This is a genomic window from Pseudomonas sp. PB106 (assembly GCF_009764645.1).
Taxonomy (GTDB): domain Bacteria; phylum Pseudomonadota; class Gammaproteobacteria; order Pseudomonadales; family Pseudomonadaceae; genus Aquipseudomonas.
In genome coordinates this window covers 1-12968 of record NZ_RWIM01000031.1, presented here as the reverse complement: position 1 = coordinate 12968, position 12968 = coordinate 1, and the positions used below count along the sequence as shown (strand labels likewise).

12 protein-coding genes are annotated in these 12968 nt (G+C 60.3%); 6 read left to right on the top strand and 6 right to left on the bottom strand.

Translation table 11 applies throughout. The annotated features are described in order from the left end of the window. Positions 1 to 8: 8 nt before the first annotated feature. Positions 9 to 2234 carry a polyphosphate kinase 1 gene (ppk1, locus tag EJA71_RS05345; RefSeq protein WP_158954947.1) on the bottom strand — a complete coding sequence of 742 codons (2226 nt, stop codon included), beginning with the start codon at positions 2232 to 2234 and terminating at the stop codon, positions 9 to 11. An 18-nt stretch (positions 2235 to 2252) separates the two neighbouring features. Beyond that, positions 2253 to 3266, bottom strand: coding sequence for a porphobilinogen synthase (gene hemB / locus EJA71_RS05340; protein ID WP_158954945.1), 1014 nt, complete (start codon positions 3264 to 3266; stop codon positions 2253 to 2255). 207 nt (positions 3267 to 3473) lie between these two features. Between hemB and EJA71_RS05335 the strand changes: the two genes are divergently transcribed. Beyond that, complete coding sequence (locus EJA71_RS05335; RefSeq protein ID WP_158954943.1) at positions 3474 to 4124, top strand: DedA family protein; 651 nt, start codon at positions 3474 to 3476, stop codon at positions 4122 to 4124. Here EJA71_RS05335 and EJA71_RS05330 read toward each other — a convergent pair. Further along, on the bottom strand, positions 4105 to 5340 hold the full coding sequence (locus EJA71_RS05330) for a sterol desaturase family protein (protein WP_158954941.1): 1236 nt from the start codon (positions 5338 to 5340) through the stop codon (positions 4105 to 4107). The two genes, EJA71_RS05335 and EJA71_RS05330, sit on opposite strands and share 20 nt — an antisense overlap. Before the next feature lie 115 nt (positions 5341 to 5455). Here EJA71_RS05330 and elbB point away from each other — a divergent pair, with 115 nt between their 5' ends. Then, positions 5456 to 6124: an isoprenoid biosynthesis glyoxalase ElbB gene (gene elbB, locus EJA71_RS05325; protein WP_158954939.1), complete on the top strand. Its 669-nt coding sequence runs from the start codon at positions 5456 to 5458 to the stop codon at positions 6122 to 6124. Between the two features lie 155 nt (positions 6125 to 6279). On the opposite strand, the gene EJA71_RS05320 is transcribed toward elbB, so the two are convergent. After that, complete coding sequence (locus tag EJA71_RS05320; protein ID WP_007911138.1) at positions 6280 to 6735, bottom strand: YaiI/YqxD family protein; 456 nt, start codon at positions 6733 to 6735, stop codon at positions 6280 to 6282. A 109-nt stretch (positions 6736 to 6844) separates the two neighbouring features. Further along, complete coding sequence (locus EJA71_RS05315; RefSeq protein ID WP_158954937.1) at positions 6845 to 8740, bottom strand: FTR1 family protein; 1896 nt, start codon at positions 8738 to 8740, stop codon at positions 6845 to 6847. A 177-nt stretch (positions 8741 to 8917) separates the two neighbouring features. Here EJA71_RS05315 and EJA71_RS05310 point away from each other — a divergent pair, with 177 nt between their 5' ends. From EJA71_RS05310 to EJA71_RS05295, 4 genes are all read left to right on the top strand, one after another. After that, positions 8918 to 10306: a COG3014 family protein gene (locus EJA71_RS05310; protein ID WP_158954989.1), complete on the top strand. Its 1389-nt coding sequence runs from the start codon at positions 8918 to 8920 to the stop codon at positions 10304 to 10306. A 104-nt stretch (positions 10307 to 10410) separates the two neighbouring features. Continuing rightward, positions 10411 to 10791: a YcfL family protein gene (locus EJA71_RS05305; RefSeq protein WP_158954935.1), complete on the top strand. Its 381-nt coding sequence runs from the start codon at positions 10411 to 10413 to the stop codon at positions 10789 to 10791. A gap of 35 nt (positions 10792 to 10826) precedes the next feature. After that, positions 10827 to 11414 carry a penicillin-binding protein activator LpoB gene (gene lpoB, locus EJA71_RS05300; RefSeq protein ID WP_064389507.1) on the top strand — a complete coding sequence of 196 codons (588 nt, stop codon included), beginning with the start codon at positions 10827 to 10829 and terminating at the stop codon, positions 11412 to 11414. 3 nt (positions 11415 to 11417) lie between these two features. Continuing rightward, positions 11418 to 12161, top strand: coding sequence for a penicillin-binding protein activator LpoB (locus tag EJA71_RS05295; RefSeq protein WP_158954933.1), 744 nt, complete (start codon positions 11418 to 11420; stop codon positions 12159 to 12161). Positions 12162 to 12222: 61 nt separating this feature from the next. Here the strand turns inward: EJA71_RS05295 and rhtB are convergent, their stop codons facing one another. Then, positions 12223 to 12855, bottom strand: a complete 633-nt coding sequence (gene rhtB, locus EJA71_RS05290; protein WP_053124937.1) for a homoserine/homoserine lactone efflux protein — start codon at positions 12853 to 12855, stop codon at positions 12223 to 12225. Between the last annotated feature and the right edge of the window lie 113 nt (positions 12856 to 12968).

The window sequence follows — 12968 nt, the reverse complement described above, 5'->3', positions numbered from 1 at the left end:
GCTGAAAGTCAGCTGCTCACTGGCAGGATCGGGCTACCCAAGCGTTCCAACAGGGTCGCTTGCGCGCTGCGCGGGTTCTGGTTGCCGGTCGGCGTGTTGCGGATGTAACGGCCATCCGATTGCAAACTCCAGCTGTGGGTGTTGTCGGTCAGGTACAGCTCAAGCTCTTTCTTCACGCGGGTCAGCAGCTTCTTGCCTTCGACCGGGAAGCAAGTCTCGACGCGCTTGTCGAGGTTGCGCTCCATCCAGTCGGCACTGGAGAGGAACATCTGCTCGTCGCCGCCATTGAGGAAATAGAACACGCGGGTGTGTTCCAGGAAGCGGCCGATGATCGAGCGCACATGAATATTGTGCGAAACCCCGGCAATGCCCGGACGCAGGCAGCACATGCCGCGCACCACCAAGTCGATGCGCACGCCGGACTGGCTGGCCTTGTACAGCGCGCGGATGATCTTCGGATCGGTCAGCGAGTTGAACTTGGCGATGATGTGTGCCGGTTTGCCCTCGACGGCGAACTGGGTTTCGCGGGCAATCATGTCGAGCATGCCCTTTTTCAGGGTGAACGGCGCATGCAGCAGCTTCTTCATGCGCAGGGTTTTACCCATGCCGATCAACTGGCTGAACAGTTTGCCGACGTCTTCGCACAAGGCGTCGTCGGAGGTCAGCAGGCTGTAGTCGGTGTACAGCTTGGCGTTGCCGGCGTGATAGTTACCAGTGCCGAGGTGCGCATATCGCACGATCTCGCCGGCCTCGCGACGCAGGATCAGCATCATCTTGGCGTGAGTCTTGAAGCCGACCACACCGTAGATCACCACCGCACCGGCCGCTTGCAGACGGCTCGCCAGTTGCAGGTTGGATTCTTCGTCGAAGCGCGCACGCAGCTCGATGACGGCCGTCACTTCCTTGCCGTTACGCGCGGCGTCCACCAGTGCATCGACGATTTCGGAGTTGGCGCCGGAGCGGTACAGCGTTTGCCGCACAGCGAGAACGTGGGGGTCTTTGGCGGCCTGACGCAGCAGGTCGACCACCGGGGTGAACGACTCGAACGGGTGCAGCAAGAGGATGTCCTGCTTGCTGACCACGCTGAAAATGTTTTCGCTGTTCTGCAGCAGTTTCGGGATCTGCGGGGTGAACGGCGTGTATTGCAGCTCCGGATGGCTGTCCAGACCGGTGATGCTGAACAGCCGAGTCAGGTTGACCGGGCCGTTGACCTGATACAGCTCGCTCTCGCTCAGGTTGAATTGCTTGAGCAAGTAGTCCGAGAGGTGTTTCGGGCAGGTATCGGCGACTTCCAGGCGCACCGCATCGCCGTAACGACGCGAGAACAACTCGCCACGCAGGGCGCGGGCCAGGTCTTCGACGTCTTCGGAGTCGAGCGCCAGGTCGGCGTTTCGGGTCAGACGGAACTGGTAGCAGCCCTTGACCTTCATGCCCTGGAACAGGTCATCGGCGTGGGCGTGGATCATCGACGACAGGAATACATAGTTGTCGCCGGGGCCGCCGACTTCTTCCGGCACCTTGATGATCCGCGGCAGCAAACGCGGCGCCGGGATGATCGCCAGACCAGAGTCGCGACCGAAGGCGTCGATGCCTTCCAACTCGACGATGAAGTTCAGGCTTTTGTTCACCAGCAACGGGAACGGGTGCGTCGGGTCGAGGCCGATCGGGGTGATGATCGGAGCGATCTCGTCGCGGAAATAGCGGCGTACCCAAGTTTTGAGCTTGACCGTCCAGTTACGGCGACGGATGAAGCGCACCTGATGCTTTTCCAGCTCCGGCAGCAGGATGTCGTTGAGGATCGCGTATTGGCGATCAACGTGACCGTGCACCAGTTCGCTGATGCGCGCCAGCGCTTGATGCGGTTGCAAGCCATCGGCACCGGCCTGTTCACGGGCGAAGGTGATTTGTTTCTTCAGGCCGGCGACACGGATTTCGAAGAATTCATCGAGGTTGCTGGAGAAGATCAGCAGGAACTTCAAGCGTTCCAGCAACGGATAGGACTCGTCCAGCGCCTGTTCCAGCACGCGGATGTTGAACTGCAATTGCGAAAGCTCACGGTGGATATACAGGCTGCTGTCATCCAGACCGGGAATGGCAATCGCCGGCACCGCCACAGCGGTTTCGGCCGCCGGCGCGGGTGGCGCTGGCTCCATTTCCGGCGGGGTTTCAGCGATTTGCTCGACCACCGGTTGAGCTTCTTTTACAGCAACTTCAGTGAGTCCTTCGGTATTCATGGAATGTTCCTGGGAGGGCTATTTCTGCTCTCGTAACAATTGAGCGGCACGAACGGCAAAGTAAGTCAGGATGCCATTTGCACCGGCACGTTTAAAGGCGGTCAGTGATTCGAGAATCACCGCTTCGCTCAACCAGCCATTCTGGATCGCTGCCATGTGCATGGCGTATTCGCCACTGACCTGATAGACGAAGGTCGGCACTTTGAAGGCATCTTTTACCCGGAAAAGAATATCCAGATACGGCATGCCGGGTTTGACCATGACCATGTCCGCGCCTTCAGACAAGTCCGCACCGACTTCGTGCAACGCTTCGTCGCTGTTGGCCGGGTCCATCTGATAAGAGGCTTTGTTCGCCTTGCCGAGGTTCGACGCCGACCCCACCGCATCGCGGAACGGGCCGTAGTAGGCGCTGGCGTACTTGGCCGAATAGGCCATGATCCGCACGTTGACGTGGCCAGCGATTTCCAGCGCTTCGCGGATCGCCTGAATGCGACCGTCCATCATGTCCGACGGCGCGACCACTTGGGCGCCAGCTTCGGCGTGGGACAAGGCCTGGCGCACCAGTGCGTCGACGGTGATGTCGTTCTGCACGTAGCCTTCTTCGTCGAGGATGCCGTCCTGACCGTGGGTGGTGAACGGATCAAGCGCAACGTCGGTGATCACCCCCAACTCAGGGAAGCGCTCACGCAGGGCGCGGGTAGCGCGCTGGGCAATGCCTTCGGGATTCCACGCTTCGCCAGCGTCGAGGGATTTCAATTCGGCAGGAGTCACCGGGAACAACGCCAGCGCCGGAATTCCCAGCTCGACCCACTTGACGGCTTCTTCCAGCAGCAAATCGATGCTCAAGCGCTCTACGCCGGGCATCGAGGCCACGGCTTCGCGGCGGTTTTCACCGTCGAGCACGAACACCGGCAGGATCAGATCGTCGACCGTCAGCACATTTTCCCGCACCAGCCGACGCGAAAAATCATCACGGCGATTGCGGCGCAGGCGCGTTGCAGGGAATAGACGATTGGCTGGGGTAAAGCTCACGGCAGACTCCTGAGCCCGCGCAAACGGGCGAGCGTGACAGTTATAGACGGCCATTATGACGAACAGATGACAGTTGTGTGAGACCTGTGACGTGTAGCCGCATTCCATTCTCAGTGTAGGAATTGTTCACGTCGAGACACATTTGGACACTTTCATGAATGTGTCCGAAGGGTTAGGCTGCGCGTTCATTTCGCCAGCACCCAGACAATGCTCCAACAATTTCTGCATGACTTTGGCTACTTTGCCTTGTTTCTCGGCACGTTCTTCGAAGGCGAAACCATTCTGGTGCTCGCGGGCTTCCTCGCGTTCCGTGGATACATGGACATCAATATTGTGGTGGTCGTGGCGTTCTGCGGCAGCTATGCCGGCGATCAGCTGTGGTACTTCCTCGGCCGCAAGCACGGGCGCAAGTTGCTGGCACGCAAACCGCGCTGGCAGATGATGGGCGACCGCGCGCTGGAGCACATCCGCAAGCATCCGGACATCTGGGTCCTGAGCTTCCGTTTTGTTTACGGCTTGCGCACGGTGATGCCGGTGGCGATCGGCCTGTCCGGTTATCCGCCGGGACGCTATCTGCTGCTGAATGGCATCGGCGCAGCGATCTGGGCCACCGCCCTTGCGGCCGCCGCTTATCACTTCGGCGCGGTACTGGAAGGCATGCTCGGCAGCATCAAGAAGTATGAGCTGTGGGTGCTCGGTGCGTTGCTGGTGCTGGGCGTCGGCCTCTGGATCCGCCGGCGCTTCAAGAATGCCCGTCTGGCGAAACAGGTTTACGCCGACGAGCAAGCAGCAAAGGCCTTGCAGCTGCAGCAAGCCGAACAGGCAAAAGCCGCCGACCCTAAGACGCCAGCCAAGTAACGCGCTGGCGGCTCACATACAGCCCGCCCACACTGAGCAGGCTGTACCCGAGCAGGCCCGCCCACATCACCGGGCTGGCCGGCCATAGCCCGACCAGCGGCGCCAGCCACAGCAGCGGCACGTTCAACCCCAGCCGCAACAGCTCGACCTTCAGCGCCCATGGGCGATTCTCCAGGGCCACGCCTAACGCAAACACCCCGAACGCCACCGCGCCCCAGCCGAGCAATAACGCGGCCGTCGGCAGACTGCGTTCCAGGTTCATCAGATAACTGCCCAGCGCGATATACACGCAAAACTGCACGGCCACATAGCCTTGCTGACGACGCTCGAGCGGTACGTCGAATTTACGAAACCGGGCCAGATCCGGCTTGCGCATCGGGTACTTCGCCGCGACGTCCGCCGGCCGCCAACCGGTGCGCATGAACCAGATCCGCAGCTTGTCCCACGGACGTTCGGCGCGACGCGCGTCGTCCCACAGCTGCGCATAAAACTGCAGGTTGGCCCACAACGGATTCCAGCTCGCCAATGGCGTGGTCACGCCGAAAATCACCGGTTCGCTGTCATCCTCTTCCTGAAACGTGCCGAACAGACGATCCCAAATAATGAACACCCCGCCGTAGTTGCGATCCATGTAGAGAGCGTTCTGTGCATGGTGAGCCCGATGATTGGACGGCGTGACGAAAAACCACTCGAACCAGCCGAGCTTTGGAATGTGTTTGGTGTGCACCCAGAATTGATACAGCAGGTTAAGCGCCGCGACGCTGACGAACACCAGCAGCGGCACGCCGAGCACCGCCATCGGCAGGTAGAAAATCCAGCTCAGCAGAAACCCGGTGCTGGTCTGACGCAACGCGGTGGAGAGGTTGTACTCCTCGCTTTGGTGATGCACCGAATGCGCGGCCCAGAGGATGTTGCGCTCGTGGCCCATGCGGTGCAGCCAGTAGTAGCAGAAGTCGTAGAGGACGAAGGCAAACACCCAGACCCAGACGCGGTCCGCCGGCAGTCTGAGCCAGGCCAGATGATCCAGGGCAAAGGCATACGTCAGCAGCCCGACGCCTTTGGTCAACAACCCGGTGGTGGTCGACAAAACGCCGGTGCTGATGCTGTTCACCGCGTCGGCGAGGCGATAGTTACTGACCCCGCGCCAACGGTCAGCAAGCAGCTCCACGGCGATCAATACGAAGAAAAATGGCACCGCAAACAGAATGAAGTCCATGACGCGCCCTGACTCAAGTCTTGAAGACTGATCCTAGGTGTAGCCGCCCATTAACCCTATGGCAACGCGCGACAATTTAGTGGACATTTAGCGCCATGAATCTGGAGAGAAAACCATGAGCAAAAAAGTTGCAGTGATCCTGTCCGGCAGTGGTGTATACGACGGCGCCGAGATCCATGAGAGTGTGATCACCCTGCTGCGCCTCGACCAACGCGGCGCGCAGGTGCAGTGCTTCGCCCCGAACATCGCGCAATTGCATGTGATCAACCACCTGACCGGCGAGGAAATGCCCGAATCGCGCAATGTGCTAGTGGAATCGGCGCGCATCGCCCGTGGCAACATCAAGGACATCCGCGAGGCCGACGTCGACGACTTCGATGCCTTGATCGTGCCAGGCGGGTTTGGCGCGGCGAAGAACCTGTCCAACTTTGCCGTCGAAGGCGCTGGCTGCACGGTGCAACCCGAAGTACTGGCGCTGGCCGAGGCGTTTGCCGAAGCAGGCAAACCGGTGGGCCTGATGTGCATCTCGCCGGCATTGGCCGCGAAGATCTATGGCCCAGGTGTGACCTGCACCATCGGCAACGATGCCGACACCGCCACGGCGATGAACAAGATGGGCGCCACCCACGAAGATTGCGCGGTGACTGAAATCATCGAAGACAAGGCGCGCAAACTGGTGACGACCCCGGCTTACATGCTGGCGCAGAACATCAGTGAAGCGGCTTCCGGGATCAATAAACTCGTGGATCGCGTACTCGAACTGACCCACGAAAACGACGTTTAACACGGCCTATATGATCGTTCCCACGCTCTGCGTGGGAACGCCGCCATTGGCGCTCCGCGCCTGCCCACTTTGGCGTTACATTTACGGTAAGACCGGAACGCAGAGCGTCCCAAGATGCATTCCCACGCGAAGCGTGGGAATGATCATCATAAGGCTCAGGGTTTGCGGGTCAGGCGCGTGAGGATCCGGTCCAGCGCATTGGCAAACGCCTGCTTCTCGCGGTCGCCAAACGGCGCGGGGCCGCCGCTCATCTGGCCTTGTTCACGCAAGTCGGTGAACAGATTGCGCACGGCCAGCCGCTCGCCCATGTTCTGCGCATCGAACTCCTTGCCGCGCGGATCCAGCGCTGCCACGCCCTTCTTCACCAGGCGATCGGCCAACGGAATGTCGCTGCAAATCACCAGTTCACCCGGCACCGCGTGTTCGACCAGATAATCGTCCGCCGCATCCGGCCCGCTCGGCACCACGATCAGCTTGACGATGGCCAACCCTGGTTTGATCTGCGGCTGCCCGGCCACCAGCACCACTTCGAACTGGCGCTTGAGCGCGAACTTCACCACCAGATCCTTCGCCGCCCTTGGGCAGGCGTCGGCATCGATCCATACACGCATCATCGTTTCCTCATCCAAAAAACATCGCGGGCAAGCCACGCTCCCACAGGTTAACGCTAAACCTGTGGGAGCGCGGCTTGCCCGCGATTATGAGCCCCAGCGAATGCTGTTAAGCGACTACCCGCCGCTTCTCAGCCACCCAACTACGCCCATACAACACCACAATCGCCAGAATCGCCACGGCCTGCGCCGTCAACGAATACGCATCGGCGTGAATCCCCAGCCAGTCGAACTCAAAGAACGCCACTGGCCGTGTGCCGAAGATCCCGGCTTCCTGCAGCGCTTTCACGCCATGCCCGGCAAACACCACCGACAACGCGCACAGCAACGCCGCGTTGATGCTGAAGAACAGCGTCAGCGGCAGTTTCGCCGAGCCACGCAAGATCACCCACGCCAGACCGACCAACAGCACCAGCGCCGTCGCCCCACCGGCAAGCACTGCGTCATGCCCGGCCGGGCCGGCCTGCAGCCACAGGGTTTCGTAGAACAGGATCACTTCGAACAACTCGCGGTACACCGAGAAAAACGCGAGGATCGCAAAACCGAAACGCCCGCCACCGCCGACCAGACTGCTCTTGATGTAATCCTGCCAGGCTGCCGCGTGACGGCGGTCGTGCATCCACACGCCAAGCCACAGCACCATCACACTGGCGAACAGCGCCGTCGCGCCCTCCAGCAATTCACGTTGCGAGCCGCTGACATCGATGACATACGCGGCCAACGCCCACGTGCCGAGGCCGGCCAACAGCGCCAAACCCCACCCGACGTTGACGCTGCGCACCGCCGATTGCTGACCGGTATTGCGCAGGAAGGCGAGAATCGCCGCCAATACCAAAATCGCTTCCAGGCCTTCGCGCAGCAAAATCAGCAGCCCGGAGATGTAGCTCAGCGACCAGCTCAAACCATCGCTGCCCAACAGGCCGGCGGACTCTTTCAGCTTAGCCTTGGCGGCTTCGAGACGTTGCTCCGCCTGCTCGACCGGCAAACCGTCCTGCAACGATTGCCGGTACGCCATTAACGACTTCTCAGTGTCCTTGCGCACATTGGCGTCGACGTTATCCAGCGAACTCTCGACCAGTTCGAAGCCTTCCAGGTACGCCGCCACCGACAGGTCGTAGGCCTGATCGTGCTCACCGGCGCGGTAGGCGGCCAGGCTCTTGTCCAGGGTCGCAGCGGTGTAGTCGAGCAACTGCGCCGGGCCACGCTTGACCTGCGGCGGCTGCGCCCGTTGCGCACGGAAGGTCACGGCGGCTGGCACACCTTCGGCGGCCTGCACTTCAGCCGGGGTCTGGCGGGCCAGATCGGCGATGTTGTAGGTCTTCTCGGATTTGACGGCCGCCGCATCGGCGCTGAACCCAGCAATGTAGGTCGCTAGATCCCAACGCTGACGATCATCGAGCTGATCGGCAAACGCCGGCATGTCGGTGCCTTCTACGCCTTGGCCAAGGGTGTTGTAGATCGCATAAAGGCTCAGATGGTCCATCCGCGCAGCGTCACGCAGATTGGCCGGCGCCGGCGTCATGCCCAGGCCAGCCGGGCCGTCACCGGCACCGCTGTCGCCGTGGCACACCGAGCAATTCTGCGCATAGAGCGGCGCGCCGCGGGTCGGATCCGGGGTGATGATCGGCGCTTGGCTGACCTCGTACGCCACCGCCAGTTGCGCGCCAAGTTGCCGCGCCTGACGGGCGACTTCCGCACCGTCCTGCTTCGCGGTGATGGCAGCGTGCAAAGCACTGACGCCCTGCTCCAGCGCGGCCTTTTCAGGTTTGGCCGGCATGCCCGTGATCAAACCTTGCAGCGCCTGGGTGAACTCCAGCTGCTCACGGTATTCGGCATCATCGACGACTGCTCCAGCCTCGACCGTCGGCGGGTAATCCGCGCTGATGTAATCGAGCAGGTGCAGCGCTTGCGGAGCGCCCTCCACGGTATCGGCCAGCAGATTGAAGCTGCTGAGCGCGCACAGCGGGAACACCAGCCAGGCCAGAAATCGGGACGAGGCAGTCATGAACAGGTCTCAAATGGAAATGCGAAGTTACATATTGTTCACTTCGCCGGCGTTTCCCTCAAGCTTTGTCGGCATTGAGCGCCAACACTAATCGAGAAACAGCCAAGCACATTGCCACCACCGATCCTTATAATGCGCCACGTCAGCCCCTTTGCACCCAAGGAAGAAGCCACCGTCATGCGTCACTGTCTGTTGTTGACTGTGCTGTTCAGTCTCGTTGTGCAACTCAACGGATGTGCCGCCTACCGCAATTACGACCAGGAAATGCAGGAGACCAACGATCAGCTGATGATGGGCAACATCGAGGGCGCGCTATTCCTGATCGAGCAGAACAACCCGTGGGAATCCAAGGATCTGCTCTATTACTTCGAAAAAGGCGCCGTCCTCAGCCTCGGCAATGCGCTGCCTGACAGCCAGATCGCCTGGCGCAGCGCCGACCAGATGATTGTCCAGCGCGAAGACACCGTGCCTTCCGCGCCCATGAAGTTCATCAATCGCTTCAATCGGGAAATGGGCGTCATGTTCGTCAATGACAAACTGCAGCGCTACGACGGTTATGACTACGAAAAGGTCATGCTCACCACGCAAATGGCCCTCAACCAATTGTCCGTCGACGACTTCGAAGGCGCCCGCACCGATATCAAGAAAACTCACGAGCGCGAAGCGTTGATCGCCCGCGAGCGCGAGCGCCAGTACGAAGCAGTCGAAGAGCAGGCCAAGGCGCAAGGCATCAAGGTGCATTACAAGGATCTGCGCGGCTACCCGGTGGCCACCCTTGACGCGCCTTCGGTCATCGAGCTGAAGAACGGTTATCAGAGTGCGTTCAGCCATTATCTTGCCGGGTTTACTTATGAGGCATTGGGCGAGCGCGGCTTGGCTGCTCCGGGCTATCGGCAGGCCATCGAACTGCGCCCCAATGTGCCTTTTCTTGAGCAGGCGTTGCGCGATCTCGACAAGCCGCCGGCGAAGGCTGATGAGAGCGACGTGTTGATCGTGGTGCAAAGCGGCCTGGCTCCCGCCCGCGCGTCGGTCAAGGTTTTGATTCCGATTCAGCTCAATGCAAGCCTGGTCATTGATGCGCCGATTTCCTTTCCGGTGATGGTGCCGGATGCCGTCACGCCGGCCTTCGACTCCATCAAGATCGATGGGCGCAAACGCCCCCTGAGCGCCATCAACAGCGTGACTGACATGGCAACACGCACCTTGCGCGACGACATGCCCGAGATCATTGAATCAGCGAGATTCCGCGCCAACATGGCGGCCATCGGCCAGGCCAATTACAACGCGCAAAACCCCGACAAGGCCTCACTGGTCGTGACGGCAAAAGATCCCTTCGAAGAAGCTGACACTCGCACCTGGCGCACTCTGCCCGACAAAACCCTGGTAGCGCGACTGCGCCTGAAAAAAGGTAATCACACCATCACCGTGCCCAACGCTGACGGTGCGCTGACCGTACGCATTGAACGTGATCACCAGGTCATCAACCTACGGGCATTCGGCAAATGGGCCTATGTCATTGGCACCGCTTTCGTGACGCCACCGGCAACGCCATTGGGCTTGAAATAGACATGCGTTGGCGCTTGAAGAAAACCGGCCAGACCGTCAATCTGCCGAGCAGCGGCGCGCGCCCTGTCGCCCGCCCCGGAAAATCTGAAGAACGGAGTCTTTGCATGCGTTTCAAACTCATCGCCGTTGCCGCCCTCGCCCTGTTGGCCAGCGGCTGCGCAACGCCGCCACCGCCTCCGCCAGCACCGGGCAGCGCCGCGAGCAAAGTCGTGGCCATGGGTGAGCTGAAGAACATCGCGATCGGCAACATGCGCGTCGCCCGGGAAAACGGCTTCATGACCGTTGGCGTGCAATTGAGCAACACCGACAAGCGCAACAAGACCTTCTATTACCGTTTCGCCTGGCTCGGCGCCGAAGGATTCCCGGTCGCCGACGATGAAGTCTGGAAACCCCAGTTGATCTACGGCGGGCAGAACAGTTTCCTCCAGAGCATCGCTCCCACCCCGAAAGCCGTGGACTTCCGTCTGGAACTGCAGACGCCTTGAACCCGACACCCCATTTCGTTCCAGAGAGCATTGCCATGTTTGCACGCGTCTCCTGCCTTGCCGTTTTCGCCTTGCTGGTCTCCGGTTGTGTCGACAACTCGCCAACCCTGGGCAGCAGCAATATCAGTTACGGCGACCCCAGAGCGGTTGAAACCGTCACCAACGAATTCGGCTCCACCGACCTGCAGATGATCGCCGAGTCGATGACCCGTTCGCTGGCCCAGTCCGGGGTGCTGCAAGGGCGTCCGGTGGTGCAGGTCTACGACGTGATGAACAAGACCAGCGAGTACATCGATACCCGCGAAATCACCACGAGCATCAAGACCCAGCTGATGAAATCCGGCGTGGCCCGCTTCGCCAGCGACAACACCGCGATGCAGAGCCAGATCGATCAGCTCAAGCTGCAAAACCAGAGCGGCCTGTACAAGAAGAGCACCGTGGCCAAGACTGGCAACATGATCGCGGCGAAATACCGGCTTGAAGGTTCGATCAGCTCGATCGTCAAGCGCAGCAGCGATTACAAGGACGTCTTCTACAAATTCAGCCTGCAACTGATCGATGTCGAAAGCGGTCTGGCCGAATGGATGGACGAAAAAGAAATCCGCAAAACCACGGAGCGTTGATCGATGCGCACATGGATTGGCCTGTTGACCCTGGCTTGCGCGTTCAGCGTGCAGGCGGCCCCGAAAGTCGCCGTTGCCGACCTGGCGTACGAGGAACGTGTGGAGCAATACATTCACACCATCTCGGCGCAGAGCAATCACCAGGAGAGCTATTACGGCGCCAGCGGCTCGTCGAGCTATGAGGAATACGAAACGCCCAACAGCTACATCCAGCAGACCGAGCTGCGCCGGTTCACCGGCGACATCAAGGGTGAAATCCTCCGCACGGGTATGTTTCAGCTGATTCAAGGCAAACCGTACACCGCGTCGTCCAAGGGCGATGTCTACGACGTGATCAAGCGGATCAAGGCCGGCAATTACAAGGGCGCCGACTATGTGCTCTTCGGCACGGTGTCCGACATCGACTTCACCCAGGACATGAACGAGCTGGCGAACACCGACAGCTACTCGGCGGTGCTGGCCCTGACCCTGGTCGCGGATTTCAGCCTGATCAACACCAAGACTTACGAAATCATCTCGGCCTTTACGGCGATGGGCGAAGCCCAGGACACCAAACTGGTGAACAGCCGAGACATCCATGTGTCGCTGAACCGTCCACGGGTGGTCCGTGACGTGTCCAAGGCCCTGGGTGAGGATGTCGCCGGGCAATTGAGCCAGCAGCTCGGCGGCGGCAGTTACGAGCCATCGCGCGAGCCAGCTCAGCGCAACAATCTGCCAGCAGATACGCCGCCGGTGATTCTGCGCTGAGTAAATCGCAGGTAATAAAAAAGGCGACCCACCGAGGTCGCCTTTTTTGTGCCTGCGCGATTTACGCGGCGGCTTTGCGCAACGTCGCCATAAACGCCGCCGCGCCGATGAACAGCCCGGCAAACGTGCGGTTCATGCGTTTCTGCTGCTGCGGTGTGCGCAACAACCGCAACACCTTCGAGGCCAGACCGGTGTAACCGGCCATGACAATCAGGTCGACGCAGACCATGGTCACGCCGATCACCACGTACTGAATCAGCAGCGGCGCATGCGGGTTGATGAACTGCGGCAGCACCGCAAGCATGAACACCAGCGCCTTGGGGTTGCTGATGTTGACCAGGAAGCCCCGGAACACCAATGCCAGCGGCTTGCCAATCGGTCGTACCGCGGCGTCATCGCTCATGTCCATGGGCTGCGCACGCCATTGCTTAATGGCGAGATAGACAAGGTACGCGACACCGAACCATTTGATCGCGTGGAAGGCCGTGGCCGAAGCGGTGAGGATCGCGCCAACACCGGCGCCGACAATGGCGATCTGCACGGCCAGACCGATTTGCAGGCCCAAGGCGTTCCAGTAACCGCGCCAGAAACCGTATTGCAGACCGCTGGACATCGACGCAATGGCGCCAGCACCGGGGGAAAGGCTGATCACCCAGCAGGCCGCAAAAAACGCCAGCCATGTTTGAAGCTCCATCGCACACCTCGACTCATGCCGTAACAAGTTGTCAAAGCTAATGCGGTTTGGGGCTAAAAGCAAAAGATCGCAGCCTTCGGCAGCTCCTACATGAGAATGCGATCCCTGTAGGA